Origin of the sequence: uncultured Flavonifractor sp. (assembly GCF_944387675.1) — a bacterium.
GTDB lineage: Bacteria > Bacillota > Clostridia > Oscillospirales > Oscillospiraceae > Flavonifractor.
The window spans coordinates 1-25,697 of the sequence record NZ_CALXFV010000021.1; the positions used below are offsets into that span (position 1 = coordinate 1).

Genomic DNA, 25,697 nt, shown 5'->3' on the forward strand with positions numbered 1-25,697 from the left:
AGGCGTCCGGCCATGCGGCCGGACGCCTTCCACGTCCCTTTATTCCGGTTCCTCCAGCAGGGCCTCCAGCACCCGGTGGTAGATGTGCTCCGGTCTGGCTTTGAAGTGGGCGGCCAGCTTGCTGGCCTGCTCCTGGGACCCGCACAGCATCTCCGCGGTAAAGAGGTTGCCCGTGTCATCATCCAGCACCAGGCGGAGGGTAAGTCCTCCCTCGGGCCGGGGCTGGATCTCGGCGCGGACCTGGGCGTTGCGACGGAGGATGCCGTTGACCTTGGAGAGGTTGGCAGTGCATTTGCGCTTGACGGTATAGGGCAGGCTGCTCTCACAGGCGGCGCCGTTTTCCCGGCCTTTATCGGTGATGGCGTAATGGTCATCCTCCAGGGTCAGGTGGCCGGATTCCACCAGCTCCGCCGCCGCCTCGGCAAATTCAAAGTAGTCGATGCCGTCATCACACATGGTCAAATCGGTGAGGGTGGCAAAATCAATGGGGGCGGCCACCCTGGCCATAAGAAAGAGAATCAGAAACTTAATTTCCAGCTTGTCGTGGATAAAACCATAACGGGGCATAACGGCACTCCTTTCCGAGACAGGGGTGGGGCGGCGGACACTTGATTATGTTTTATTATATCGGAACGGAAGGAAAATCACAAGGTTTTTTCCCGCCCTTGACGGAAGGTCGAATGGTGGGGTATCATAGGAAAAACGGAATGATGGGAGGACCTGCCATGCGAAAAATGCGGATGCCCTTGCTGCTTGTCCTGATTCTGCTCTTGTCCGCCTGCGGCGGGAAGGAGGACCCGACGGCGGAGGAAAGCGCTACCCCGGAGTCTTCCCCCACCCCCACGGTGGAGGTGACGGCGGAGCCAACCCCCACCCCCTACGACGGCCCGGTAAGTCCGCTCAGCGGCCTGCCCATCGGGGAGGAGTGGGTGAACCGCCGCCCGGTGGCAGTGATGCTCAACAATCTGAAAGAGGCTCTGCCCCAGCTGGGCCAGTCCCAGGCGGACATCATCTATGAGGTGCCGGCCGAAGGGGGCATTACCCGGATGCTGGGGGTGTACCAGTCTCTGGACGGGGTGGGGAAGATCGGCTCCATCCGCTCCGCCCGGCCCTACTATTTGGAGCTTGCCCTGGGCCACGACGCCGTATTCATCCACGCCGGCGGCAGTGAGGACGCCTACGCCAAAATCAGCCAGTGGGGGGTGGCCGCCCTGGACGGGGTGCGGGGTCCTTACATGAGCAACACGGAAAACGGCAACCTGATGTGGCGGGACCCGGAGCGGCGGAAAAGCTACAGCCTGGAGCATACTGTGGTCACCACCGGGGAGGCCATCATTGAGCGCTTCGCCGGGTATACCAATCTGCGGCAGGAGCATGAGGAAGGCTATGTCTATGAGATGGCCTTTACAGAGGACGGCACGCCGGCCAGCGGCTCTCCCGCAGCCCAGATTACGGTCCCCTTCTCTAATTACAAAACCGGGACATTTACCTATGACGCCGGCAGCGGCCTCTACTTGGTGGAGGAGTACGGCAGTCCCTACATAGACGGCAACACCGGGGCGCAGGTGGGAGTGACCAATGTGGTGGTGATCAAGACCGCCTGCCGGAACACCGGCGACAGCCTGGGCCACATCACTGTGGATCTGTCCAGCGGCGGAACCGGGTACTTCGCCTGCGGGGGCAAAGTCATCGACCTGACCTGGAGCAAGAGCTATCCCGACGGCCAGCTGCATTACAAGGATCTGGACGGCAACCCCATTACCTTTGGGGTGGGACACACCTATGTGTGCGTGGTGCCGCTGGACAGTCAGGTGAGCTTTTAACTGCTGGTACCAACAAAAAGCGGGGCCTGTCGAAAACGCCTCGCAGAGTTCTGTCGCCTACGGGCGACAGAACTCTGCGAGGCTCCCTGCGGGGGAGGTTTTTCGACAAGCTGAGCGGTCCGTTTTCCTGGAAAACGGACCGCTTTCAGCAGTTCGGGAGACTTCGATATCCCCGAAATTCTGTGACTTCCTTCGGGAAGAGTGGTTCACCTATGCCTGGGGCTGACTGGTAAAATGGGAGCACCAGGGCCGCAGGGTACAGTTTTGGCAGTCCGGCTTGCGGGCCATGCACACCGCCCGGCCGTGGAGCACCATCCGGTGGCAGAAGTTGTTGGACTCCTCCGGCGGCAGTACCTGGCGCAGCTGCTGTTCCACCTTCACCGGGTCCTTGGTGCCGTCGGTGAGGCCCAGCCGGCCGGTGATGCGGATGCAGTGGGTATCCGCCACCACCACGCCGGGCTTCTGGTACACGTCCCCCAGAATCAGATTGGCGGTCTTCCGGCCCACTCCGGGCAGCTTCAGCAGCTCCTCCATGGTGTCCGGCACCCGGCCGTCGTACCGCTCCAGCATCATCCGGGCGGCAGCCACAATGTCCCGGGCCTTGGCACGGAAAAAGCCGGTGGAATGGATATAGGTCTCCACCTCGCTCACGTCGGCCTCCGCCAGGGATTCCAAAGTGGGGAACCGGGCGAACAGAGCGGGTGTGACCATGTTGACCCGCTCATCGGTACACTGGGCGGCCAGGCGGACGGCAAACAGCAGCTCGTAGGGCTTGGGATAGGGCAGGGAGCACAGCCCGTCGGGGTAGAGAACCTTCAGCTCCTCCACAATCGCGCGGACTTCCGTTTCGCTCTTCATGCAATCACCTCGTTAGACAATATAACACAGAATCCGGTAAAATACGAGGGCGTTTTTCCACAGGTGACAATTGTATTTTCCACGGGGAACAGGTATAATGGATTAAATCGCTAAAACGTCCCGCGGCAGCGGGGCCGGACGCGGAGAAACGGGAAAGGTGGCGACAGAATTTGGTCAAGGACATCATGGCATTTCTGGCGGAGCAGGATCCGGAGGTAGGGGCCGCGGTGCAGGCGGAGTATGACAGGCAGCGCCGGAACATTGAGCTGATCGCGTCTGAAAACTTTGTCAGCCAGGCAGTGCTGGCGGCGGCGGCGACGGTACTCACCAACAAATACGCCGAAGGCTACCCCGGCAAGCGGTATTACGGCGGCTGTCAGTGTGTGGACGTGGTGGAGGACATCGCCCGCCAGCGGGCCTGCCAGCTCTTCGGCGCAGACCACGCCAATGTGCAGCCCCACTGCGGCGCCAATGCCAACTACGCGGTGTATCAGGCCCTGTGTGAGCACGGGGACACCGTGCTGGGCATGGACCTGGCCAACGGCGGTCACCTGACCCATGGCTCTCCGGTGAATTTCTCCGGTAAGAATTACCATATTGTGGCCTATGGGGTCAATGACCAGGGCTACATCGACTATGACCAGGTGCGGGATCTGGCCAAGAAGCACCGGCCCAAGATGATTCTGGCGGGCGCCTCCGCTTATCCCCGCGTCATTGATTTCAAGACCTTTGCGGACATCGCCCATGAGGTGGGCGCCTACCTGTTTGTGGATATGGCCCACATTGCCGGACTGGTGGCCGCCGGACTTCATCCCTCTCCGGTGCCTTACGCCGATGTGGTGTCCACCACCACCCACAAGACCCTGCGGGGTCCCCGGGGCGGCATGATCCTCTGCAAGGCGGAGCTGGCCAAGAAAATCGACTCCGCCATTTTCCCCGGCAGCCAGGGCGGCCCTCTGGAGCATATCATCGCCGCCAAGGCGGTGGCTCTGGGCGAGGCCATGAAGCCGGAGTTCAAGGCGTATCAGCAGCAGATTATCCGCAATGCCGCCGCTCTGGCCCAGGCGCTGAAGGAGGAGGGCTTCGATCTGGTCAGCGGCGGCACCGACAACCACCTGATGCTGGTGGATCTGCGTCCCGCCCACCTCACCGGCAAGGAGATGGAGAAGCGGCTGGACGAGGTGAACATCACCGTCAACAAAAACGCCATTCCCAACGACCCGGAGAAGCCCTTTGTCACCTCCGGCATCCGGGTGGGTACCCCTGCCGCCACTACACGGGGCTTCCAGGAGGAGGATATGGCCGCCATTGCCCGCATCATGTGGCAGACCGCCACTGATTTTGAGGGCAAGCAGGAGCAGCTGCGGGCGCAGGTGGCTCAGCTCACCGGAAAATACCCCCTGTACGAATAATCGAACATGTGTTAGAATGGAGCGGAGCAAATCCGCTCCATTCTGCTTGATAAGAGAGGTTTTTCCCATGACATACCGGCCGCTGGCAGACGAAATCCGGCCCCAGACCCTGGACGAGGTGGTGGGGCAGCAGCATATCCTGGGAGAGAACGGCCTGCTCCGCCGGATTATCGAGGGGGGCAGCATCCCCAATCTGGTGTTCTACGGTCCCTCCGGTACCGGCAAAACCACCGTGGCCAACCTGATTGCCAAGCGCACCAACCGTCCTCTCCACCGGCTCAACGCCACCACCGCCTCCATCTCCGACATCAAGGAGATCATGGGGGAGATCGGCACCATGCTGGCCCCCGACGGGGTGCTGCTCTACCTGGATGAGATCCAGTATTTCAACAAGAAGCAGCAGCAGTCCCTGCTGGAATTCATGGAGAACGGGAAGATCACCCTTATCGCCTCCACCACGGAGAACCCCTATTTCTACGTATATAACGCGGTGCTCAGCCGCTCCACCGTTTTTGAGTTCAAACCCCTGACCGCTGCCGACGTGCTGCCGGCGGTGGAACGGGGCATCCGGCTGATGGGGCAGCGGCTGGAGGCGGAGGTCTGCTGTGAGGAAGGCGTGAAGGAGCATATAGCCTCCTCCTGCGGGGGCGACGTGCGCAAGGCCATGAACGCTGTTGAGCTGCTGCTCAATTCCGCCAGGAGGGAGCAAGGGAAACTGCTGGTCACCCTTGCCGACGCCCAGACGGTGGCACAGCGCTCCGCCATGCGGTATGACCGGGAGGGGGATGACCACTTTGACATCGCCTCGGCGCTGATGAAATCCCTCCGGGGGTCCGATCCGGACGCCGCCCTCCACTACCTGGCCCGGCTGCTGGAGGCGGGGGATCTGATTACCGCCATCCGCCGGCTGCTGTGCTCGGCCAGCGAGGATGTGGGCATGGCCTATCCCCAGGCCGCCCTGATTGTGAAGGCCTGCGTGGACAACGCCCTCCAGCTGGGCCTGCCGGAGGCCAGGCTGCCTCTGGCCCAGGCGGCGGTGCTGCTGGCCACTGCCCCCAAGTCCAACTCGGTGTACAAAGCCATTGCCGCCGCTCAGGCCGACGTGCGGGCAGGGAAGACGGGGGACTATCCCCGGCACCTGCAAAATGTCCACGCCGACTCCGCCGGCATGGAGCGGGAGCAGGGATATCTCTACCCCCATGACTTTCCGAACCACTGGGTCCGCCAGCAATACCTGCCGGATGCTCTTATGGGTACCCGCTATTACCGGTATGGGGACAACAAGACGGAACAGGCGGCCAGGCGCTACTGGGAGGAGATCAAGGGCAGGGAGGACTGACCGCCCCACGGAAGGAGAGGAATAGCACAAAGCCCGTCCGCATATAGATAGTCCGAAACGCCTTACGAAGGGAAGGACACCGCTATGGGGACGGTCAGACGGACACAGGAGCAGGAGCGGATACGGCAGAGCAGAAGCCCGGGGCGCAGAACCGCGCCGGGGCGGCGCCATGGGGGAAAAGCGTCCCTGGGTCCGGCGGAGCGGCGCAGGCTGCTTCAGCTGGTTACCTGCCTGGCGCTGTTTCTGGCGGTTTTTATTGGAAAGGGGATCGTACCGGCCCGTATGGAGGGGGTACGGACCCAGCTGCTGTCCGTCATCCGCCGGGATACGGACTTTCAGGCCGCCTTTTCCGCCCTGGGACAGGCGGTGTCGGAGGGAGAACCGGTGTCGGAGGCTCTGGGCGTGCTGTGGGACGGACTGCTGGGGGAGGACACCGGCGCGGCGTCGGAACCGGCCCTTTACGCGGCGCAGGCCGCTGTGCTGTGCGGCCTGCGTCAGGCACCGGAGTGGCCGGAGGGCCTGTGGACGGATGCCATGGCGCTGGTGGCCGGGGTGCGCCTGCCGGCGGAACCCTCTGTTCCGCCGGAGCCGGAACCCACCCCTGTCCCGACGCCGGAGCCGGCGGTGGAGCACGTGGAGTATGATGGTCCCACTCTGCCGGACAATACCACCATGGATAAGTATAATCTCAGCGCCGTGGGGGTGGAAGAGACGGTGACCCCCGTTCTGGGATGGGTTTCCTCCGGCTTCGGCTGGCGGGAGCACCCGGTGGACGGAGAGGAGAAATTCCACAACGGGGTGGACCTGGCGGTGAACAACGGCACGGAAGTGCGTGCCTTTGCCGCCGGGACGGTGGACTATATCGGGGACAGCCCGGAGTACGGCCTGTATCTCCAGCTCAGCCACGCCGGGGGCTTGAAGACGTTTTACTGCCATTGCAGCCGGCTGTGTGTCCAGCAGGGGCAGAGCGTGGCGGCGGGGGAGAAGGTGGCGGAGTCGGGAGACACCGGAAACGTCACCGGGCCGCATCTGCATTTTGAAATGAAGCTCAACGGCGTACGGCTCAATCCGGTATACTACATCGAGACCCAGTAACCATGCTGCGCTGGGGACGGGTGGAGGTGAGCGGCGGCGCACTGCTGCTGGGCGCGCTGCTTTTTTATTGGGACGACCAGGGCCTGCTGCTCCTCTCACTGCTGGCCTGTGCCGTCCATGAGCTGGGGCATTACCTGGCTATTCTGGCCCTGGGCGGGCGGGTATCCGCCCTGCGGATCACCTGCGTGGGGGCCGACATGTGCCTGTCCGGCCGGAACGCCATGGGATGGCCGGGGCAGGTTCTGGCGGCGCTGGCCGGTCCACTGGCCAATCTGGCCCTGGGGCTGGCTGCTGTCAGAGTGTGGGGGGAGCGGGGCTGGTGCTTTGCCGGCATCAACCTGGCCCTGGGCGCCTTCAACCTGCTCCCAGCCGGGTGCCTGGACGGGGGGCGGGCGTTGGGCTGGCTGTTGTCCCCTCTGTTGGGGGAGGAGGGCGCGGTCCGCTTCCGCGCTGTGCTGGCCTGCGCCCTGGCCGCCGGTTTGCTGGCCGGCACCCTGCTCCTGGCGGGGCGGGGCAGGTTTAACCTGACCCTGCCCCTGCTGGGCGCCTGGCTGCTGGCGGGCAGTTTGAGCGGAAAAAAAGACTTGCAATTCCGGGCGCGGCGTGGTAAAATACCATGGACTCAATAAAGGGTGGTCCTCTGCGGCCGCCGCTCCACAGGCGGGCGGCATATACAGGCCGGCATGAACGCCTATAAACAGGAGGAAGAAAACATGGATCTCATGCAGGCTTTCAGCGCCAAGTATCAGAAGCCCGAGCCCCCCAAGGCCGAGGTGGGCGACACCGTCCGTGTGCATGTGCACATCAAGGAAGGCAACCGGGAGCGTATCCAGGTCTTTGAGGGTACCGTCATTGCCAAGAAGCACGGCGGCATCGAGGAGACCATCACCGTGCGCCGGGTATCCTACGGTGTCGGTGTGGAGAAGGTATTCCCCATCCATGCTCCCGCGGTGGATAAGATCGAGGTGGTCCGCAAGGGTAAGGTTCGCCGGGCCAAGCTCTATTACCTGCGCGACCGCGTGGGCAAGAGCGCCAAGATCAAGGAGCGCATCTAATCCTGCCAGCGACAAAAAGGAGAGGCGATGCCTCTCCTTTTTTGTTTAAAAATTTGTGGTATTCTCTTTTCAAACCACAAGATATTGAGTATAATGGAGTTCATTGAAGCACCGTATGCGAAAGGAGGGGAAGAGATGGATATCCAGTGGTATCCCGGCCACATGACCAAGACCCGCCGGCAGATTCAGGCGGACCTGAAGCTGGTGGATCTGGTGGCCGAGGTGATTGACGCCCGCATTCCCATCTCCAGCCGCAATCCGGACCTGGATGAGCTGGTGGGTGAGAAGCCCCGGCTGATTGTGCTCAACCGGGCGGATCAGGCCGACCCCACCATGAACAAGGCGTGGAGCGCCTGGTTCCGGGACCGGGGCTGGTGGGTGCTGGAGACCAATGCCAGGGACGGCAAGGGCGTGGGCCAGTTTTCCGCCGCCGTTCGCTCCGCCCTGAAGGAGCAGATTGAGCAGTGGAGGGCCAAGGGCCTGGTGGGCCGCCCGGTGCGGGCCATGGTGGTGGGCATACCCAACGTGGGTAAGTCCACGCTGATCAACCAGGTGGCGAAGAGGAAATCCGCCAAGGCGGGCAACCGGCCCGGGGTCACCAGGGGCAAGCAGTGGGTGAACGTGGACGCCGGACTGGACCTGCTGGACACTCCGGGCATCCTGTGGCCCAAGTTTGAGGATGAAACGACGGGCATGCATTTAGCCTTTACAGGTGCGGTGAAGGACGAGATCATGGATCTGGAGACCTTGGCTTGCCGCCTGATGGAGATTTTGGGCCGGCGCTATCCACAGGCGCTGGCGGCCCGCTACAAGGTGGAGCCCCAGTCCGGACAGCCCGGGTGGGAGCTGCTGGAGGCCTGCGGCCGAAGGCGGGGCTTTCTGATCTCCGGTGGCGAAGTGGATACCGAGCGCATGGCTCGGGTGCTGTTGGAGGAGTACAGAAGCGGCAAGCTGGGGAACTTTACACTTGAGGCGCCGGAGGATTTAAAGCCATGAGCGGAGCGCGGGACCTCTGGGAACAGGAGCGGGCCTGTTGGGCCGGGGGATACGGAACGGTGTGCGGCTGCGACGAGGCTGGGGCGGGTCCCCTGGCGGGGGCGGTATACGCGGCGGCGGTGATTCTGCCCCGGGAGCTGAGGCTGCCCGGCCTGGACGACTCCAAAAAGCTCACACCCAAAAAGCGGGCCGCCCTGTATGAGCAGATTACCGCCCAGGCGGTGTCCTGGTCCGTGGCCCGGGTGGAGGCGGGGGAGATTGACGCCACCGACATCCTCAGCGCCCGGATGAACGCCATGCAGATGGCCATCGACGGGCTGTCACCCGTTCCGGACCTGGCCTTGGTAGACGGCAACCGGGACCATGGAAAGGCGGGGGCCATTGTTGCTCCCCATCTCCTGCTTGTAAAGGGAGATTCCCTGTCGGCATCTATTGCCGCGGCCTCCATCCTGGCCAAGGTGAGCCGGGACCGATATATGGAGGAGATGGCGGCGCAATATCCCCAGTATGCCTTTGAGCGGCACAAGGGCTATCCGACCAAACTCCACTATGAGCGGCTGCGGCAGTACGGCCCCTGTCCCATCCACCGCCGCAGCTTTCTGGGCAGGCTGTGAGCGGGGGAGAGCGCCGGCTGCTGGGCCGGTGGGGGGAGGCGCTGGCTGCGGAGCGGCTGCGGGGCATGGGATATGCCGTGATCGCCGCGGGCTATCGCTGCCGCTTTGGCGAAATTGATTTGATTGCAACAACTGACAAGTATATTTGCTTTATAGAGGTGAAACTGCGGAAGAATGCCAGTTTTGCTCCGGGCTGGGCGGCGGTGGACCGGAGGAAGCAGGAGCGGCTGCGTACCACCGCCCAGTGGTACTTGGCGGAGCACCCGGAGCAGATCCTCCAGCCACGGTTTGACGTGGCGGAGATTTATGCGCCCCAGGGTATGGATACCGCTGCGCCTGAGTTTCGCTATTGGGAGAACGCGTTTCAATAAGAGGGGGATGAGCTGGTGGATGTGTTTGACGGCCACTGCGACACGGTGTTGATATGCCACCAGTTTGGCGGAGGCTTTGCCCGAAACCGCTATCATGTGGATTTGGAGCGGGCGGGACGCTACCGGCGGTACGCCCAGTTTTTCGCTCTCTTCGGCCAGCCGGAGGATTTCCCGGGGAAAGACCGGCGGGGCCTGCCCTTTCGGGAGATTTTTCAGCGGGAGTACGGGCTGTTTTGCCGGGAGATGGAGGCCAACGCCGGAGTGATCGCCCACTGCCGTACGGCGGCAGAGGCGGAGGCCGCCTTTGCCGCTGGGAAAATGGCGGCCTTTCTGTCGGTGGAGGGGGCGGAGCTGCTGGACTGCTCCACGGAGCGGCTGGAGGAGGCCCACGCCCTGGGAGTCCGGGCCGTTACTCTGACCTGGAACCATGTCAACGCCCTCTCCGGCACCAATGCGGAGGACCCGGACCGGGGGCTGACGGCCCAGGGGCGGGCCTTCGTGGGGAAGGCGGAGAAGCTGGGCCTGCTGGTGGATGTATCCCACCTGTCCGACCCCGGCTTCTGGGACGTGGCGGAGCTGCTCTCCGGGCCTTTCTGGGCCAGCCACTCCAATGCCCGCGGGGTATTTTCTCACCCCCGGAACTTGACCGACAGCCAATTTACTGCCATAATAGACCATAATGGAGTGGCGGGACTGAACCTCTACGGGGAATTTCTGGGCCGGACGCCTGATTTGGACACTGTAATCGCCCATCTGGAGCACTGGCTGGAGCTGGGCGGGGCGCGGAATGTGTCTCTGGGGGGCGATCTGGACGGATGCAGCCGCCTGCCGGCAGGCTTTACCGGTGTGGAGAGCTGGGCCGGACTGTATGAGCGGCTGCTGGAGCGCAACTATCCCCAGGCGCTGGTGGACGATTTGTTTTTTAATAATCTGATGAGGGTTGTGAGCGAAGTATGTATTATGTGAGCACGAGAAACAAGGAGGACCGGCGCACGGCTGCGGCGGCGATTGAGAAGGGCCTTGCCGCCGACGGCGGACTGATGACGCCGGAGGTGCTGCCCAAGCTGTCCCACAACGCGCTGGACACCATGAAGGATATGTCCTATCAGCAGCGGGCGGTCTATGTGATGAACGCCTATCTGGACGACTTTACCTCCTCCGAGCTGACCAGCTTTGCCGCCAGGGCCTACGGCGGGGGCAAGTTTGATGTGAAGGCGGTGGCTCCCGTCCGCCCGGTGGACGAGAACACCTACTGTCTGGAGCTGTGGCACGGACCTACCTGCGCGTTTAAGGATATGGCCCTGCAAATGCTGCCCCATCTGCTCACCGCCTCCCTGAAGAAGAATCAGGAGAGCAAGACGGTGTGTATCCTGGTGGCCACCTCCGGCGACACCGGCAAGGCGGCCCTGGAGGGCTTCCGGGATGTGGATAAGACCCGTATTCTGGTGTTCTACCCCAAGGACGGGGTCTCCGCCATCCAGGAGCTGCAAATGAGCACCCAGGAGGGGGAGAACGTCGGGGTCTGCTCGGTGGTGGGCAACTTTGACGACGCCCAGACCGGAGTAAAGCGCCTGTTCTCCGACGAGACGCTGCGGGAGCAGCTGGCGGAGCGGGGGTTCTTCCTGTCCTCTGCCAACTCCATCAACTGGGGCCGGGTGCTGCCCCAGATCGTCTACTACATTTCCGCCTACTGCGATCTGATGCGGGAGGACAGAATTCAGAAGGGGGACCCCGTCAACGTCTGCGTCCCCACCGGCAATTTTGGCAACATTCTGGCGGCCTATTACGCCAGAGAGATGGGGGTTCCCATCCGCAGGCTGATCTGCGCTTCCAATGCCAACAACGTGCTTACCGACTTTTTGAGCACCGGAGTCTATGACCGTAACCGCACCTTTTATAATACTATGTCTCCCTCCATGGACATCCTCATCTCTTCCAACCTGGAGCGGCTGCTGTTTGATCTGTCCGGGCATGACGACGCCCAGGTACGGGCATATATGGAGGAGCTGGGCCAGACCGGCCGGTATGAGGTGAACGGAGCCATCAAGGCCCGGATGGACAAGGTGTTTTCCGCCGGCTGCTGCGACGATGTCCAGACCCAGGCGGCCATCGGGGCCATGTGGAAAGAGCACCACTATCTCATCGACACCCACACCGCCGTGGCCTTCCACGTGCTGGAGCAGTACCGGAGGGAGAGCGGGGACCAGACGCCGGCCATCGTGGTGTCCACCGCCAGCCCCTTCAAGTTCTGCGACAACGTGCTGGGTGCTTTGGGCGCCTCCCAGATTGCGGAGGGGACCGACGTACTGGATCAGCTCTCCCAGCTCACGGGCATTCCCGCCCCCGCGCCCCTGGCCGCGCTGAAGGAAAAGCAGGTGCGCTTCACTCAGAGCGTCACCAGGGAGCACATGGTGGACCAGGTGCTGGAGATGCTGGGCTGAATGGCACTGTATGCGATTGGAGACACCCATCTCTCCCTGGGCGCGGACAAGCCTATGGATGTGTTCGGCGGCGGCTGGGAGGGGTATGTGGACAAGCTGCGCTCCGGGTTTGCCCAGGTGGGGCCGGAGGACACGGTGGTGCTGTGCGGCGACCTCTCCTGGGGCATGGACCTGGAAGAGGCGGAGGCCGATCTGGCATTCCTGGATGCCCTGCCCGGCGGGCGGAAACTGCTGCTCAAGGGCAATCACGACTACTGGTGGAACACGGCGGCCAAGATGAACCGTTTTTTTGCCGAGCACAGCTGGAGCACCCTGCACATTCTCCACAACAACTGCTATCAGTACGGGGACTACGCCCTGTGCGGTACCCGAGGGTGGTTTTATGAGGAGAAGGGGGATCAGAAGGTATTCAAGCGGGAGCTGATCCGTCTGGAGGCCTCCCTGAAGGCGGCGGGAGCGGGGAAGAAGCTGTGCTTTCTCCACTATCCGCCCCTCTATCATGGCTACCGCTGTCCGGAGATCATCGCCCTGCTGGAGGCGTACGGCGTGGAGCGCTGCTATTACGGCCACCTTCACGGGGGCAGCCACCGCCTAGCGGTGGAGGGACTTCAGGGCAGGGTGGCGTACCACCTGGTTTCCGCAGACTACACCGGATTCCGGCCGCAAAAAATCTGTGAATAATTGAAAAAAAGTGTGGAAATTTTCCGCCGTATCTGATACTATATAGCGGATAACGCGAAAGATGGCTTTCGGCGCCCCCAACGGGCGGCGGGGGCTGACAGGAGGAAGTAAACAACATGAATGTCAAGAGCGTCGAGAAACAGGAGAAGAGCACCGTCGAGCTGGTCATTGAGATCGGGGCGGAGGAGTTTGAGGCCGCCGTCCAGAAGGTCTATCTGAAGCAGCGCGGGAAGATCATGGTCCCCGGCTTCCGCAAGGGCAAAGCGCCCCGGAAGGTGATCGAGGGGATGTACGGCTCCGGTGTGTTCTATGAAGACGCCATCAATGAGGTTTATCCCCAGGCCTACGCCGATGCGGTGGAGCAGGAGAAGCTGGACGCAGTGGCCTGGCCCAAGGTGGAAGTGGTCAGTGTGGGCAAGGAGGGCCTCACCTTCAAGGCGGTGGTTACCGTCCGGCCCGAGGTGAAGCTGGGCGAGTACAAGGGCCTGACCGCCGAGAAGTCCCAGGTCACTGTCACCGACGAGGACATGGACAACGAGCTCAAGCCCTACATCAGCCGTGCCACCCGCATGGTCACCGTGGAGCGGGAGGCCCAGAACGGAGACACTGTGGTGATCGACTTCGAGGGCTTCCTGGACGGCAAGCCCTTTGAGGGCGGCAAGGGCGAGGACCACAGCCTGGAGCTGGGCTCCGGGTCTTTTGTCCCCGGATTCGAAGAGCAGCTGGTGGGCGCCAAGGCCGGCGATGAGAAAGAGCTGGATATCACCTTCCCCGAGGACTATCACGCCGACCTGGCCGGCAAGGCTGTGGTGTTCAAGGTAAAGGTCCACGAGGTGAAGGAGAAGCAGCTGCCCCAGGTGGACGACGAATTTGCCAAGGATGTGTCCGAGTTTGACACCTTGGAGGACTTCAAGAAGGATCTGGCCGCCAAGCTGACGCAGCGCCGGGAGGAGCAGGCCAAGCGGGAATTTGAGGCCGCCGTGCTGGAGCAGGTTGTCAGCAACATGGAGGTGGAGATCCCCGACGCCATGGTGGAGTTTGAGGCGGACAACATGGTGAATGATATGGCCCAGCGGGTTCAGGCCCAGGGCATTCCCTTTGACCAGTATCTGTCCATGACCGGGATGACCATGGACCTCATGCGGGAGCAGGCCAAGGCCGCCGCTCTGGAGCGGGTGCGCCGGGACCTGGCCCTGAACGCCGTGGTGGCCGCCGAGGGAATCCAGATCTCCGACGAGGAGCTGGAGGAGGAGTACAAGCGCCTGTCCGAGCAGTACCACATGGAGCTGGAGCAGGTGAAGCAGGCCGCTGGGGCGGACGATGTCCGCAAGGAACTGTCCCTGAAGAAGGCCGAGCGGGTGATCTATGACTCCGCCAAGGAGGGCAAGGCGCCCGCCAAGAAGAAGGCCGCCAAGAAGAAGGCGGAGGAGGCCGAGGCTGACGAGGCCGAGGGCGAGGAGAAGCCCAAGCGCCGCCGCACTGCCAAGAAGAAGGCGGAGGAGACTGCCGAGGCCGAGGAGAAGACCGAGGAATAAGGAGCCGGTAAGCGGGCATACTCTTGTGTGTAACTGCCCGCCATCGGGGGATGGCCGGGTGTGAAAGCGCCCTGACATCAAAATAAAGGAGATCCTGAACCATGAGCTTAGTTCCCTATGTTGTGGAGCAGACCAACCGAGGGGAGCGGTCCTACGACATTTTCTCCCGGCTGCTCAATGACCGCATTGTGTTTCTGGGCGAGGAGGTCAATGCCACCACCGCCAGCCTGGTGGTGGCCCAGCTGCTGTACCTGGAGGCCCAGGACCCGGACAAGGACATTCAATTTTATATCAACAGCCCCGGCGGCTCCGTGACCGACGGCATGGCCATCTACGACACCATGCAGTACATCAAGTGCGATGTATCCACCATCTGCATCGGCATGGCCGCCAGCATGGGTGCCTTTCTGCTGTCCTCCGGCGCCAAGGGCAAGCGCCTGGCGCTGCCCAACGCGGAGATTATGATTCACCAGCCCTCCGCCGGCACCCAGGGCCAGATCACCGATATGGCGATCCACCTGAAGCGGCTGGAGATCATCAAGAAGCGGATGAACCAGATTCTGGCGGATAACACCGGCAGAAGCGTGGAGGAAATCACTGCCGCCTGTGAGCGGGACAACTTCATGTCCGCCGAGGAGGCCAAGGAGTACGGCCTGATTGACAAGGTGATCTATTCGCGGTAAAATCCAACAGGGGGAGCGGGGAGACACCCTGCTCCCTCTCTGTCGTATCCGGGCGTCCGGCCAGGACCCCTGAATTTCAAGCATTGAGGTATGTGACATGCCAAAAAATGAGGAACGCAAGAGCGTAAGATGCTCCTTCTGCGGCAAGCACCAGGAGCAGGTGGCCCGCATCATCGCCGGACCAGGCGCCTATATCTGCAACGAGTGTGTCCATCTGTGCATGAGCATTTTGGACGACAATTATGATCCGGAGGAGTCCATCCCCTCCGACATTCCCGACGTGATTCCCACGCCCCGGGAGATCCGGGACGTGCTGGATCAGTATATCATCGGGCAGGAGGACGCCAAGGTGGCCCTGTCCGTGGCGGTGTACAACCACTACAAGCGGATCTACTTCGGGGGCGGGGAGGATGTGGAGCTTCAAAAGAGCAACATTCTGCTGATGGGTCCCACCGGCTGTGGCAAGACACTGTTTGCCCAGACCCTGGCCCGCATTCTGAAGGTTCCCTTTGCCATTGCCGACGCCACCACCCTTACCGAGGCGGGCTATGTGGGCGACGACGTGGAGAACATCCTGCTGCGTCTGGTGCAGGCCGCCGACTATGATATTGAGCTGGCCGAGCGGGGTATCATCTACGTGGACGAGATTGACAAAATCGCCCGCAAGAGCGAAAACACCTCCATCACCCGGGACGTGTCCGGTGAGGGCGTACAGCAGGCTCTGCTGAAGATTCTGGAGGGTACCGTGGCCAATGTGCCGCCCCAGGGCGGGCGGAAGCACCCCCACCAGGAGTTCATTCAGATTGATACCAAGAACATTCTGTTCATCTGCGGCGGCGCCTTTGATGGAATGGAGAAGATCATCGAGCAGCGGCTGGATAAGAAGACCATCGGCTTCGGCGCCGAAATTCAGAGCAGGAAAGAGAAGGACACCGCCATTTTCAAGGAGATTCAGCCCCATGACCTGCTGAAGTTCGGCATCATTCCCGAACTGGTGGGCCGTCTGCCGGTGATCACCACCCTGAACGCCCTGGACAAGGAGCAGCTGGTGCGCATCCTCACCGAGCCCAAGAACGCCCTGGTGAAGCAGTACCAAAAGCTGCTGGAGTACGACATGGTGGAGCTGGAGTTTGAACCCCAGGCTCTGGAGGAGGCAGCGGAGAAGGCCATTGAACGGGGCATCGGCGCCCGTGGCCTGCGGGCGGTGCTGGAGGAGGTCATGACCCAGATCATGTACGACGTCCCCTCCGATCCCACCATCGCCAAAGTGACCGTTACGGCGGAGAGCGTCCGGAACCACCAGTCTCCCGCCATCGAGTACGATCCCGACCGCACACAGCGGCCCCGCCTGGGCGGTGCCGCTCTGCGGGCGGAGAAGGGCGGTTCCTCCCCCAAGGGGAACGTGTCCTGAAGGATTGAAACCTGAACGCGGAGTACAGAAGTCGGGAATTCGGAGCAACGGGTCTTGCTGAGCCAGCCGCGGCCTCCAGTTTCCGGCTTCTGTCTTTGTATGAGGGAGGTACCCATATGCAAGCAAATACTCCGGCCACCATGCCGGCCCTGGCGCTGCGTGGCCTGACCATTTTTCCCAATATGCTGCTCCACTTCGACGTAGGGCGGGAGAGCTCCATCAAGGCGCTGGACGAGGCCATGACCAGCGGCCAGACCATCTTCCTGGTGGCCCAACGGGACCTGGCGGTGGAGAATCCCCAGGAAGGGGATCTGTACACCATCGGCACCATCAGCAACGTGCGGCAGATCCTTCGCCTGCCCGGCGACAATGTCCGGGTGATGGTGGAGGGCATCAGCCGCGGCCGGCTGTGTCAGGTGGTGGAGTCCACGCCCTACCTGACCGTTCAGGTGGAGGAGATCCCCACGGAGCAGACTGTAAAGCGTTCTGCCCGTACAGAGGCGCTGATCCGGCAGACCTACGAGCTGTTTGAGACCTATATCGAGCTGGCGCCCAAGATGACGCCGGATATTCTCCTCTCGGTGCTCTCCAGCGAGGACCCGGGTTACATTGCCGACTACATTGCCCAGAATCTGCCCATGCGGACGGGGGACAAGCAGACCATCCTGGAGGAGCTGCGCCCGGTACACCGTCTGGAGAAGCTGTGCCAGAGCCTGCGCCGGGAGGTGGAGATTCTGGAGCTGGAGCAGGAGATGCAAAACAAGGTGCGGGAGCAGCTCACCCGCAGCCAGCGGGATTACGTTCTTCGGGAACAGATGAAGGTACTCCAGCAGGAGCTGGGGGAGGATCAGCAGGGCGGCGATCAGGAGTTCAGCGACTACCGCCGGCAGATCGCCAAGGCCAAGCTGCCCCAGGAGGTGCGGGCCAAGCTGGAGAAAGAGGTGGTCCGGCTGGAGAAGCAGCCCTTTGGCTCGGCAGAGGCCACCGTGATCCGCAACTATCTGGACACAGTGCTGGAGCTGCCCTGGGGAAAGAAAACCAAAGAGCGGGTGAATGTGGCGGCGGCCCGGAAGGTACTGGACGCCGACCACTGTGGGCTGGACAAGGTGAAGGAACGGATTCTGGAGTTTCTGGCGGTCAAGCAGCTGGCCCCTCAGCTAAGGGGTCAGATCCTCTGTCTGGTGGGGCCGCCCGGCGTGGGCAAGACCTCCATTGCTTCCAGCGTGGCCCGGGCCATCCACCGGAATATGGCCCGCATCTCCCTGGGCGGCGTCCATGACGAGGCGGAGATCCGGGGCCACCGGAAGACCTATGTGGGAGCCATGCCCGGCCGCGTCATCGCGGCGGTGAAGCAGGCGGGCAGCTGCAATCCGCTGCTGCTGCTGGACGAGATCGACAAGCTGGGCAACGACCAGCGGGGCGATCCAGCTTCCGCCCTGCTGGAGGTGCTGGACGGGGAACAGAACGGCACCTTCCGGGACCATTTTCTAGAGGTCCCCTTCGACTTGTCCGACGTGCTGTTCATCACCACCGCCAACACCCTGGACACCATCCCCAAGCCTCTGCTGGACCGGATGGAGGTCATTGAGCTGACCAGCTACACCGACGAGGAGAAGGTGCAGATTGCCAGGCGCCACCTGCTGCCCAAGGAGCTTAAGCGCCACGGATTGACCAGAAGTCAGCTGAAGCTCACCGACGACGCCATCCGCGCCCTGATCCGTGGCTACACCCGGGAAGCCGGAGTGCGCATCCTGGAGCGTGAGCTGGGCGCCCTGTGCCGGAAGACCGCGATGCGTGTGGTATCAGATGGTGTAAAGTCTGTTTCCATAACAGAAAAAGACCTGGAGACCTATCTGGGTGTTCCTCGTTATCACCCCGATCGCCTGCCCCGCACGGAGCAGGTTGGGGTGGTGAACGGGTTGGCCTGGACCAGTGTGGGCGGCGAGATCCTGGAGGTGGAGGTGGGTGTGGTACCCGGCAGCGGAAAGCTGGAGCTCACCGGTAACCTGGGCGACGTGATGAAGGAGTCCGCCCACGCCGCCCTGACCTATATCCGCAGCCGGGCCGCCCAGCTGGGGGTTGAGGCGGACTTTTACAAGAGCAAGGATATCCATATCCACTTCCCGGAGGGGGCGGTACCCAAGGACGGCCCCTCTGCCGGGATCGCCATTACCACGGCTATGGTATCCGCCCTTACCGGCGTGCCGGTGCGCAGGGATCTGGCCATGACGGGGGAGGTCACCCTGCGGGGCAGGGTGCTGCCCATCGGCGGACTGAAGGAAAAGACCATGGCGGCCTACCGCAACGGAATTGCCACGGTGATTCTGCCGGCGGACAACGAGAAGGACCTGGAGGAGATCGACCCCAGGGTGCGTGCCGGCCTGCGCTTTGTCCCTGTGGAGCAGGTGGACGGAGTGCTGGCCGAGGCGCTGGCTCTGGAGCTGGCCGGGGGCGAGAGTGAGCAGAAGCAGCTGGTGGTGGGCGCGCCCAGACACGGGGAGCGTCCCTGCCTCAAGCAGTAAGGCGCGGCGGAGGCCGCTGCCGGTTTCAAGGAGACAGGAGGTCACTATGCCGGTCAATCTGCAAAAAGCGGAGTTTGTCCGCTCCGCCGCCAAGGCGGGGGACTTTCCCCGGGACCGCCTGCCCCAGGTGGCCTTTGCCGGGCGGTCCAATGTGGGCAAGTCCTCGGTAATCAACCGCCTGCTGAACCGGAAAAACTTTGCCCGGGTAGGCGCGGCGCCCGGCAAAACCACCCATGTGAACTATTTTCTCATTGACGGGGCGTTTTACCTGGTGGATCTGCCGGGCTACGGCTATGCCAAGGTCTCCCTTGCGGAGAAGCAGCGGTGGGCCAGACTGATGGAGGAGTGGTTTGCCGACCCGGAGCTGATGACCCTGGGGCTGATGATTGTGGACGCCCGTCACAAGCCTACGGCGGACGACTGCACCATGGCCCGGTGGTTTCGAGACAGCGGCAAGCCCTTTGCAGTGGTGGCCAACAAGCTGGACAAGCTGCGCAAAAGTGAGATCGCGCCCAACCTGGCCCGTATCCGGGAGACGCTGGAGCTGGATGAAACTGTAAGGCTAATTCCCTTTTCAGCTGAGAAGGGAGAGGGGCGGCAGGCACTGCTGGACCTGATTCTGGACCACGCGCGGAGACAGGAGTGAGCAGAAACGCCGCCGGGGGCGGCCGCCACAAAGGGCGGCCGCCCCCTTTTTGTCACTTGCGCCGGGCTGCCTCACGTGGTAAAATAAACTTTGTATGGGCGTTGAGAAGGGAGTCGACAGGATGCTGATTTTGGGGATAGATCCCGGCTTTGCCATTGTGGGATTCGGCCTGGTGGAGGCCGTCCCCGGCCGGCAGCGGCTGATCCAGTGCGGCGCCATCACCACCCCCGCCGGGGAGCCTCTGCCCGCCCGGCTCAAGCAGATCGCCGACGACATGGATCTGCTGCTGGAACAGTTCATGCCGGAGGCCATGGCCATTGAGGAACTGTTTTTCAACAACAATATCACCACCGGCATCGGTGTGGCCCAGGCCAGAGGGGTGCTGCTTCTGGCGGCGGAGCGGCGGGGAATCCCCATCTACGAGTACTCGCCCAGCCAGGTGAAGCAGGCCGTGGTGGGCTACGGTAAGGCGGAAAAGCGGCAGGTGATGGATATGACCCGCCGTCTGCTGAACCTGAAGGCCGTCCCCAGGCCGGATGACGCCGCCGACGCGGTGGCGATTGCCCTGTGCCATGCCCGCTCCATTACCTCCCGGCTGCAAAGTCCCGACGCCGCTCGGCCGGGGAGCGGGCGGTATGCGGTACACCAGGATTAGGAGTTTACGGAATGTTTTATTATGTAAATGGAACGGTGGTCCATACCGCCCCTTATCTGGCGGTGATCGACTGCGGCGGGGTGGGCTATGCCTGCCGCACCACCAATCAGACCCTCTCCCGGCTAAAAATGGGGGAGCGGACCAAGCTGTTCACTTACCTGAATGTCCGGGAGGACGCCATGGAGCTGTACGGCTTTGCCACCGAGAATGAGCTGAACTGCTTTCAGATGCTGATTTCAGTGTCCGGTGTGGGACCCAAGGCGGCTTTGTCCATTTTGTCCGCTGCAACTCCGGAGTCTCTGGCCATGAGCATCATCACCGGGGATGAAAAGGCCCTTACGGTGGCCCAGGGTATCGGCAAGAAGATTGCCCAGCGCATCATCCTGGAGCTGAAGGACAAGCTGGCCAAGGGTCAGCTCAGCCCCGGAGGGGAGGCCTACGGCGGCACCGGCGTCACCGTCATTCCGGAGAACAAATCCTCCGAGGCCGCCGCCGCTCTGGCGGTGCTGGGTTACTCTCAGGCCGAAATCGGCGTGGCGCTGAAGGGGATTGATCTGGATGCCCTGAGCCTGGAGGAGATCATCAAGCAGGCCCTGAAAAAGATGGTGAAGGGCTGAGCGGCTTGGCTTCAACTTCTGGGAAAAAGGATGTGAGACTTTGAGCATTGCGTTTTCTGAGGAGGGCTTTGAGACCGAGGAACCTCTGGTAACCACCTCCCTGACAAGAGACGATGAAAATGAGGGCTCCCTGCGGCCCAAGACCTTGCGTGAATACATCGGCCAGCAGAAGGCCAAGAGTAATTTGGAGGTGTTCATCCAGGCGGCCAAGATGCGCAATGAGCCCCTGGACCATGTCCTGCTCCACGGTCCCCCGGGCTTGGGCAAGACCACCCTGAGCAATATCATCGCCAACGAGATGGGGGTGAACATCCGGATTACCTCCGGACCCGCCATTGAGAAGCCGGGCGACCTGGCGGCGCTGCTCACCAACCTCAGTGAGAACGACATCCTGTTTGTGGATGAAATCCACCGGCTTAACCGCTCGGTGGAGGAGATCCTGTATCCCGCCATGGAGGACTTTGCCATCGACATCATCATCGGCAAAGGTCCCTCGGCCAATTCCATCCGCCTGGACCTGCCCAAATTTACCCTCATTGGTGCCACCACCCGGGCGGGCCAGCTGTCGGCGCCGCTGCGGGACCGGTTCGGTGTGACCCTGCGGCTGGAGCTTTACACGCCGGAAGAGCTCTCCCTCATTGTCACCCGGTCGGCAGGTATCCTGGACGTACCCATTGAAGAGGAGGGCGCCATGGAGATTGCCCGCCGCAGCCGGGGTACACCCCGGATTGCCAACCGGATGCTCCGCCGGGTACGGGATTTTGCCCAGGTAAAGGCGGGCGGCGTTATTACACGCTCGGTGGCGGATGCCGCCCTCACCGCCCTGGAGGTGGACCACCTGGGTCTGGACGCCATTGACCGGCGGATGCTGACCAGTATCATTCAGCACTACGGCGGCGGTCCGGTGGGACTGGAGACCCTGGCGGCCACCATCAATGAGGAGGCCGTCACCCTGGAAGATGTATACGAGCCCTACCTGATGCAGATGGGCTTTCTCACCCGTACCCCCCGGGGTCGGTGCGTCACCCGGCTGGCCTATGAGCACCTGGGCCTGCCCATCTCCGGCGGCGCCGGCATGGAGCAGCTCAGCCTGTAGCATGTGCCGGCGGGGATCAAAACAGATATTTGACAACTTCGGAAGAAAGAGGGAATGAACTATGGGCAAATTATTTGGAACCGACGGCATCCGCGGTGTGGTCAACAACGGCCTGGACGCGGAGCTGGCTTTTCAGGTGGGACTGGCGGCGGCCTATGTGATGGCGCAGGAAAAAGGGGAGGGACAGCCCCGGTTTGCCATCGGCAAGGACACCCGCATCTCCTCCGACCTGCTGGAAGGCGCCCTGATCGCCGGGCTGTGCTCCGCCGGGGCGGATGTGCTCCATCTGGGCGTAATCCCCACCCCCGGCGTGGCCTGGGTAACGGTGGACAGCGGCTGCGACGCCGGTATTGTCATCTCCGCTTCCCACAATCCCTTTGAGCACAACGGCATCAAAATTTTTAACGCGCAGGGCTTCAAGCTCTCCGACGAGCTGGAGGGAAGGATCGAGGAAATCATTCTCAACAAGGTGCCGGTACCGCTTAAGACTGCCGGGGACATCGGCCGGGTGGTGTACGCCGATCAGAAGGAAAGCCAGGACTACATCGACCATCTGGTGTCCACCATTGATTCCGACCTGTCCGGCCTGAAGATTCTGGTGGACTGTGCCAACGGCGCCGCTTCCGCCACCGCCGGCCGGCTGTTTGACCGGTTTGAGGACCTCCACGCCGACATCATCAACGCCGATCCCGACGGTGTGAACATCAACAACGGCTGCGGCTCCACCCATCTGGATAGCCTGAAATCCATGGTGACGGCTGGGAAGTACAACCTGGGCATCGCCTTTGACGGGGACGCCGACCGCTGCCTGATGGTGGATGAGACGGGGGAGGAGATCGACGGGGACCAGGTGATTGCCGCCTGCGGTCTGGAGCTGCTGGAGAAGGGCCAGCTGCCCGGCGGCTCCATTGTGGGTACTGTTATGAGCAATCTGGGCCTGCACATCTTCTGCCGGGAGCACGGCATGGAGCTGTTCTGTACCGCCGTGGGGGACAGGAATGTGCTGGAGAAGATGGAGGAGAGCGGATACGTCCTGGGAGGCGAACAATCCGGCCACACCATTTTCCGCAGATACGCCACCACCGGAGACGGCCAGCTCACCGCCCTGCAATTCCTGTCTCTGCTCCGCCGCTCCGGGAAAAAGGCATCCCAGCTGGTGGCGGACTGCAAGCGGTATCCGCAGGTGCTCGTCAACGTGCCGGTGGCGGACAAGGCGAAGAAGGAGGCCATTCTGGCCGCCAAGGCGGTCTGGGACGCGGTGGCGGAGCAGGAGGCGCTGCTGGCCGGCTCCGGCCGGGTGCTGGTACGCCCCTCCGGCACGGAGGCTCTGATCCGGGTTATGGTGGAGGCGGGCAGCCAGGCGGATGCACGGAAAATTGCAGAGCACTTGGCAAATGTCATAAAAAATTACTGAGCAAATCGAAATATTTTGCATAAATGCTTGACAAATCAAGGGCTTGACGCTTATAATGTGCAAGGAGAAACGGCATGACAGCAGGAGAAAGTTACCCTCAGCATAGTGACGAGGCGCTGTGTGCGCAGGCTGCGGCGGGTGACCGCAGGGCGGAAGAGAGTCTCGTTGTACGCTATAACCGTCTGGTGCGCATGTGCGCCCGGCCCTACTTCTTGGCGGGCGGTGACAGCGAGGATCTGATTCAGGAGGGTATGGTGGGCCTGCTGGGTGCCATCCGGGAGTATGATCCGGGCAAGGCGGCCTCCTTTCGGACGTACGCTGAAATCTGTGTCAAGAACCGGCTGTTCTCCGCCGTAAAAGCAGCAGCTAGAGATAAGCACACACCGCTGAATCATTCCGTTTCCTTTGAAACCCCTCTTTTTGGCGGGACCGGTGAGCGATTTGCCTGCGGTACCCCAGGCCGGCAGGGGGAGGACCCGGAGGAGATCTTCCTGAGCAGGGAGGCGCTCCGTGAGCGCATGAGGGCGCTTCACGGCCAACTGTCTGATTTTGAGGCGAACGTACTCAGGCTGTATCTGAACGGTCTGTCCTACTCTGAGATTGCGGCTGAGGTAAACAAGTCCCCCAAGTCGGTGGACAACGCTGTGCAGCGGATTCGTCGGAAGCTGGCACAGCACTCTTCATCTGGCGATATCAGCGCAAGCTGAACGCATATTACAACTGACCCAGCACAATCGGATCTTCCGGACCTGGGCAAAGAAGCAAAGAGAGGGTATCATCATGTACGAAGACAAGACTCTGGTATGTAAGGAATGTGGCCAGGAGTTCGTGTTCACCGCCGGTGAGCAGGAGTTCTATGCCGAGCGCGGCTTCCAGAACGAGCCTCAGCGCTGCAAGGCCTGCCGTGACGCCCGCAAGGCTGCCTCCCGCGGCCCCCGCGAGTACTTCACCGCTACCTGCGCTGCCTGCGGCGGCGAGGCCAAGGTTCCCTTCGAGCCCAAGTCCGACCGGCCCGTGTATTGCAGCGACTGCTTTGCCCGGATGCGGGGCGAGCAGCACTAAGCCACACACAAAAGGGCGCCCGTCAGGGCGCCCTTCAGTTTGTCGAAAAAGTCCCGCAGCGTTCGCACTCGCACGCAGAGCGGACTGCACCCCGCTCAAAAAAGCAGCTCCGCCACGTTTTCGACAGCCTGAGCCCGGCTGCGCCGATCGGCGCAGCCGGGCTTTTTATGGGATATATTCAAAGTGCCGGCAGAGCCATTTGCCTGCCCTGCTGCCCAACACCAAGCCGATGGGGAGGATGAGGACGACAAAGACCAGAATCACCGCCACCGGGTTCCTGGCGGCGACCGCGAAGAGGGCAGAAGCATCTGATCCGCAATTGACCAAGTAGGCATACAGCCACCACACTATGCAGGAGAATAGGATCATGCACACGGTTTCTATGATGGAGGCCCAGTCCAGCTGGGAAGCCAGACGCTGATCCCCTGTGGGCAGAGGGGTATCCCGCACCTCCTGTTCCAGCAGGGCGGCATAATCCTCCAGCCCGTGGGCATGAGCGGTGTCGGTACGGCTTAGGCGCTCATAGGAATCTATGGCCTCCCGAAGCCGCCGCCGTAGGGCAAACGCGGCGTCCGGCGCATTACGCTGGAAATCAGCCTCCATGGAGCGGATCTCTTCCAGCGTGAAGCCCGCCTTCCGCAAGACCGCGATGGCCTGGAGCCGCGCCACATCCTGCTCTGAAAAATCCAGCCAGATTCGTCCGCCCCGGCGCTGGGCCTGGGGGATCACCAACTGCTCCTGTACATAAAACCGCACCGCCCGCTCTGTAAGCCCGGTGGCCTCGCAGACCTGCTTCATCTTCATTCCGACCGCTCCTTTCCTAAAAAAAGTGTACCATCTGACGTAAGGAAAGTGTCAAGTCCGTTTTACGCAAGAGGCGAAAAGATGGCCCGGAGCGCTGTGCTCCGGGCCGCCGTATCTGCAAGTAAGCCTGTAAGCCGGGTTCTGTCATTTAAGACAGCCATCTATCTCGACGCACCGTCGCCGGTACGCTCAAGCCGCCTCCTCGGGACGGCCGGGCCAGCCTTATGTCCCTCCACGGCGTTGCTCCGGATAGAGTTTACAGCGATGGACGCTTGGCACGCCATCGGGTGAGCTCTTACCTCGCCTTTCCACCTTGACCGGCCGGAGGCCGGCAGACTATTTCTGTTGCACTTTTCCTGGGGTCGCCCCCGGCGGGTGTTACCCGTTATCCTTGCCCTGTGGAGCCCGGACTTTCCTCACCTACGGGCCTTTCGCCCCGCAGGCGCGGCTGTCCAGCTTGCTTGCGTAGGGTATTGTATCGTATTCCGCTGCGCTTGTCAAATCCAAAGCTGCTTCTGATTGAATTTTACCGCCAGGTAGGATATAATAAATTGGTTAAACTATGAA

26 protein-coding genes and 1 other RNA gene are annotated in these 25,697 nt (G+C 62.0%); 23 read left to right on the forward strand and 4 right to left on the reverse strand.

Going from position 1 to position 25,697, the window contains the following annotated elements; genetic code table 11:
- Positions 1-39 precede the first annotated feature (39 nt).
- A complete protein-coding gene (locus Q0J74_RS03590; protein ID WP_297210713.1) occupies positions 40-567 on the reverse strand; it encodes a DUF4364 family protein in 528 nt (175 codons plus the stop codon).
- A 158-nt stretch (positions 568-725) separates the two neighbouring features.
- On the opposite strand from Q0J74_RS03590, the gene Q0J74_RS03595 reads away from it, so the two are divergent.
- Entirely contained in the window at positions 726-1,823 is a 1,098-nt protein-coding gene (locus tag Q0J74_RS03595; RefSeq protein WP_297210716.1) for a DUF3048 domain-containing protein, read from the forward strand.
- 210 nt (positions 1,824-2,033) lie between these two features.
- Here Q0J74_RS03595 and nth read toward each other — a convergent pair whose 3' ends face one another.
- Positions 2,034-2,681, reverse strand: a complete 648-nt coding sequence (gene nth, locus Q0J74_RS03600; RefSeq protein ID WP_297210718.1) for an endonuclease III — start codon at positions 2,679-2,681, stop codon at positions 2,034-2,036.
- Positions 2,682-2,851: 170 nt separating this feature from the next.
- Here nth and glyA point away from each other — a divergent pair, with 170 nt between their 5' ends.
- The 22 genes from glyA (at position 2,852) to Q0J74_RS03710 (ending at position 24,326) form a co-directional block, all read left to right on the forward strand.
- Positions 2,852-4,093 (forward strand): serine hydroxymethyltransferase, encoded by a 1,242-nt coding sequence (glyA, locus tag Q0J74_RS03605; protein ID WP_297210721.1) that lies wholly within the window; start codon positions 2,852-2,854, stop codon positions 4,091-4,093.
- 67 nt (positions 4,094-4,160) lie between these two features.
- Positions 4,161-5,432 (forward strand): replication-associated recombination protein A, encoded by a 1,272-nt coding sequence (locus tag Q0J74_RS03610; protein WP_297210724.1) that lies wholly within the window; start codon positions 4,161-4,163, stop codon positions 5,430-5,432.
- 84 nt (positions 5,433-5,516) lie between these two features.
- On the forward strand, positions 5,517-6,527 hold the full coding sequence (locus tag Q0J74_RS03615; protein ID WP_297210727.1) for a M23 family metallopeptidase: 1,011 nt from the start codon (positions 5,517-5,519) through the stop codon (positions 6,525-6,527).
- A 2-nt stretch (positions 6,528-6,529) separates the two neighbouring features.
- Positions 6,530-7,156: a M50 family metallopeptidase gene (locus Q0J74_RS03620; RefSeq protein WP_297210730.1), complete on the forward strand. Its 627-nt coding sequence runs from the start codon at positions 6,530-6,532 to the stop codon at positions 7,154-7,156.
- 84 nt (positions 7,157-7,240) lie between these two features.
- On the forward strand, positions 7,241-7,582 hold the full coding sequence (rplS, locus tag Q0J74_RS03625) for a 50S ribosomal protein L19 (protein ID WP_297210733.1): 342 nt from the start codon (positions 7,241-7,243) through the stop codon (positions 7,580-7,582).
- A 135-nt stretch (positions 7,583-7,717) separates the two neighbouring features.
- Positions 7,718-8,578: a ribosome biogenesis GTPase YlqF gene (gene ylqF / locus Q0J74_RS03630; protein ID WP_297210736.1), complete on the forward strand. Its 861-nt coding sequence runs from the start codon at positions 7,718-7,720 to the stop codon at positions 8,576-8,578.
- Entirely contained in the window at positions 8,575-9,192 is a 618-nt protein-coding gene (locus tag Q0J74_RS03635; protein ID WP_297210739.1) for a ribonuclease HII, read from the forward strand. The genes ylqF and Q0J74_RS03635 overlap by 4 nt, the downstream gene beginning before the upstream one ends.
- Positions 9,189-9,563 carry a YraN family protein gene (locus Q0J74_RS03640; RefSeq protein ID WP_297210742.1) on the forward strand — a complete coding sequence of 125 codons (375 nt, stop codon included), beginning with the start codon at positions 9,189-9,191 and terminating at the stop codon, positions 9,561-9,563. Before Q0J74_RS03635 ends, Q0J74_RS03640 begins: the two co-directional genes overlap by 4 nt.
- Positions 9,564-9,578: 15 nt before the next feature.
- Entirely contained in the window at positions 9,579-10,529 is a 951-nt protein-coding gene (locus tag Q0J74_RS03645) for a dipeptidase (RefSeq protein ID WP_297210745.1), read from the forward strand.
- The gene (gene thrC / locus Q0J74_RS03650; protein WP_297210747.1) at positions 10,517-12,004 is read left to right on the forward strand and encodes a threonine synthase; all 1,488 of its coding nucleotides are present in this window, start codon (positions 10,517-10,519) and stop codon (positions 12,002-12,004) included. The genes Q0J74_RS03645 and thrC overlap by 13 nt, the downstream gene beginning before the upstream one ends.
- Positions 12,005-12,685 carry a metallophosphoesterase gene (locus Q0J74_RS03655; protein ID WP_297210749.1) on the forward strand — a complete coding sequence of 227 codons (681 nt, stop codon included), beginning with the start codon at positions 12,005-12,007 and terminating at the stop codon, positions 12,683-12,685.
- Positions 12,686-12,801: 116 nt separating this feature from the next.
- Positions 12,802-14,220, forward strand: a complete 1,419-nt coding sequence (tig, locus tag Q0J74_RS03660; protein ID WP_297210752.1) for a trigger factor — start codon at positions 12,802-12,804, stop codon at positions 14,218-14,220.
- A gap of 101 nt (positions 14,221-14,321) precedes the next feature.
- Entirely contained in the window at positions 14,322-14,903 is a 582-nt protein-coding gene (clpP, locus tag Q0J74_RS03665) for an ATP-dependent Clp endopeptidase proteolytic subunit ClpP (protein WP_297210756.1), read from the forward strand.
- Positions 14,904-15,000: 97 nt separating this feature from the next.
- Entirely contained in the window at positions 15,001-16,314 is a 1,314-nt protein-coding gene (gene clpX, locus Q0J74_RS03670) for an ATP-dependent Clp protease ATP-binding subunit ClpX (protein ID WP_297210760.1), read from the forward strand.
- Positions 16,315-16,430: 116 nt separating this feature from the next.
- Entirely contained in the window at positions 16,431-18,836 is a 2,406-nt protein-coding gene (gene lon, locus Q0J74_RS03675) for an endopeptidase La (protein WP_297210762.1), read from the forward strand.
- Positions 18,837-18,882: 46 nt separating this feature from the next.
- Positions 18,883-19,482 (forward strand): ribosome biogenesis GTP-binding protein YihA/YsxC, encoded by a 600-nt coding sequence (gene yihA, locus Q0J74_RS03680; RefSeq protein ID WP_297210764.1) that lies wholly within the window; start codon positions 18,883-18,885, stop codon positions 19,480-19,482.
- A gap of 121 nt (positions 19,483-19,603) precedes the next feature.
- Positions 19,604-20,137 (forward strand): crossover junction endodeoxyribonuclease RuvC, encoded by a 534-nt coding sequence (gene ruvC, locus Q0J74_RS03685; RefSeq protein ID WP_297210768.1) that lies wholly within the window; start codon positions 19,604-19,606, stop codon positions 20,135-20,137.
- A gap of 11 nt (positions 20,138-20,148) precedes the next feature.
- On the forward strand, positions 20,149-20,754 hold the full coding sequence (ruvA, locus tag Q0J74_RS03690; RefSeq protein WP_297210770.1) for a Holliday junction branch migration protein RuvA: 606 nt from the start codon (positions 20,149-20,151) through the stop codon (positions 20,752-20,754).
- Between the two features lie 40 nt (positions 20,755-20,794).
- On the forward strand, positions 20,795-21,850 hold the full coding sequence (gene ruvB / locus Q0J74_RS03695; protein ID WP_297210772.1) for a Holliday junction branch migration DNA helicase RuvB: 1,056 nt from the start codon (positions 20,795-20,797) through the stop codon (positions 21,848-21,850).
- 61 nt (positions 21,851-21,911) lie between these two features.
- Positions 21,912-23,264, forward strand: a complete 1,353-nt coding sequence (glmM, locus tag Q0J74_RS03700; protein WP_297210775.1) for a phosphoglucosamine mutase — start codon at positions 21,912-21,914, stop codon at positions 23,262-23,264.
- 74 nt (positions 23,265-23,338) lie between these two features.
- Positions 23,339-23,971 carry a sigma-70 family RNA polymerase sigma factor gene (locus tag Q0J74_RS03705; RefSeq protein ID WP_297210778.1) on the forward strand — a complete coding sequence of 211 codons (633 nt, stop codon included), beginning with the start codon at positions 23,339-23,341 and terminating at the stop codon, positions 23,969-23,971.
- A 73-nt stretch (positions 23,972-24,044) separates the two neighbouring features.
- On the forward strand, positions 24,045-24,326 hold the full coding sequence (locus Q0J74_RS03710) for a zinc-ribbon domain containing protein (RefSeq protein ID WP_087334122.1): 282 nt from the start codon (positions 24,045-24,047) through the stop codon (positions 24,324-24,326).
- Positions 24,327-24,491: 165 nt separating this feature from the next.
- Here the strand turns inward: Q0J74_RS03710 and Q0J74_RS03715 are convergent, their stop codons facing one another.
- Together Q0J74_RS03715 and rnpB are read right to left on the reverse strand one after the other, a co-directional pair.
- The gene (locus tag Q0J74_RS03715; protein WP_297210782.1) at positions 24,492-25,130 is read right to left on the reverse strand and encodes a MerR family transcriptional regulator; all 639 of its coding nucleotides are present in this window, start codon (positions 25,128-25,130) and stop codon (positions 24,492-24,494) included.
- A gap of 114 nt (positions 25,131-25,244) precedes the next feature.
- An RNA gene (gene rnpB / locus Q0J74_RS03720) (RNase P RNA component class A) lies at positions 25,245-25,594 on the reverse strand.
- Positions 25,595-25,697: the final 103 nt, after the last annotated feature.

Bases quoted from the DNA above. Each gene is read 5' to 3' on its own strand.
- Q0J74_RS03655 (WP_297210749.1), top strand. From the start codon at position 12,005: ATGGCACTGTATGCGATTGGAGACACCCATCTCTCCCTGGGCGCGGAC.
- ruvA (WP_297210770.1), top strand. From the start codon at position 20,149: ATGTTTTATTATGTAAATGGAACGGTGGTCCATACCGCCCCTTATCTG.
- clpX (WP_297210760.1), top strand. From the start codon at position 15,001: ATGCCAAAAAATGAGGAACGCAAGAGCGTAAGATGCTCCTTCTGCGGC.
- lon (WP_297210762.1), top strand. From the start codon at position 16,431: ATGCAAGCAAATACTCCGGCCACCATGCCGGCCCTGGCGCTGCGTGGC.
- rplS (WP_297210733.1), top strand. From the start codon at position 7,241: ATGGATCTCATGCAGGCTTTCAGCGCCAAGTATCAGAAGCCCGAGCCC.
- Q0J74_RS03590 (WP_297210713.1), bottom strand. From the start codon at position 567: ATGCCCCGTTATGGTTTTATCCACGACAAGCTGGAAATTAAGTTTCTG.
- glmM (WP_297210775.1), top strand. From the start codon at position 21,912: ATGGGCAAATTATTTGGAACCGACGGCATCCGCGGTGTGGTCAACAAC.
- thrC (WP_297210747.1), top strand. From the start codon at position 10,517: ATGTATTATGTGAGCACGAGAAACAAGGAGGACCGGCGCACGGCTGCG.
- Q0J74_RS03710 (WP_087334122.1), top strand. From the start codon at position 24,045: ATGTACGAAGACAAGACTCTGGTATGTAAGGAATGTGGCCAGGAGTTC.
- yihA (WP_297210764.1), top strand. From the start codon at position 18,883: ATGCCGGTCAATCTGCAAAAAGCGGAGTTTGTCCGCTCCGCCGCCAAG.
- Q0J74_RS03595 (WP_297210716.1), top strand. From the start codon at position 726: ATGCGAAAAATGCGGATGCCCTTGCTGCTTGTCCTGATTCTGCTCTTG.
- Q0J74_RS03610 (WP_297210724.1), top strand. From the start codon at position 4,161: ATGACATACCGGCCGCTGGCAGACGAAATCCGGCCCCAGACCCTGGAC.
- Q0J74_RS03715 (WP_297210782.1), bottom strand. From the start codon at position 25,130: ATGAAGATGAAGCAGGTCTGCGAGGCCACCGGGCTTACAGAGCGGGCG.
- ylqF (WP_297210736.1), top strand. From the start codon at position 7,718: ATGGATATCCAGTGGTATCCCGGCCACATGACCAAGACCCGCCGGCAG.
- Q0J74_RS03705 (WP_297210778.1), top strand. From the start codon at position 23,339: ATGACAGCAGGAGAAAGTTACCCTCAGCATAGTGACGAGGCGCTGTGT.
- nth (WP_297210718.1), bottom strand. From the start codon at position 2,681: ATGAAGAGCGAAACGGAAGTCCGCGCGATTGTGGAGGAGCTGAAGGTT.
- clpP (WP_297210756.1), top strand. From the start codon at position 14,322: ATGAGCTTAGTTCCCTATGTTGTGGAGCAGACCAACCGAGGGGAGCGG.
- Q0J74_RS03635 (WP_297210739.1), top strand. From the start codon at position 8,575: ATGAGCGGAGCGCGGGACCTCTGGGAACAGGAGCGGGCCTGTTGGGCC.
- tig (WP_297210752.1), top strand. From the start codon at position 12,802: ATGAATGTCAAGAGCGTCGAGAAACAGGAGAAGAGCACCGTCGAGCTG.
- ruvC (WP_297210768.1), top strand. From the start codon at position 19,604: ATGCTGATTTTGGGGATAGATCCCGGCTTTGCCATTGTGGGATTCGGC.
- Q0J74_RS03615 (WP_297210727.1), top strand. From the start codon at position 5,517: ATGGGGACGGTCAGACGGACACAGGAGCAGGAGCGGATACGGCAGAGC.
- Q0J74_RS03620 (WP_297210730.1), top strand. From the start codon at position 6,530: ATGCTGCGCTGGGGACGGGTGGAGGTGAGCGGCGGCGCACTGCTGCTG.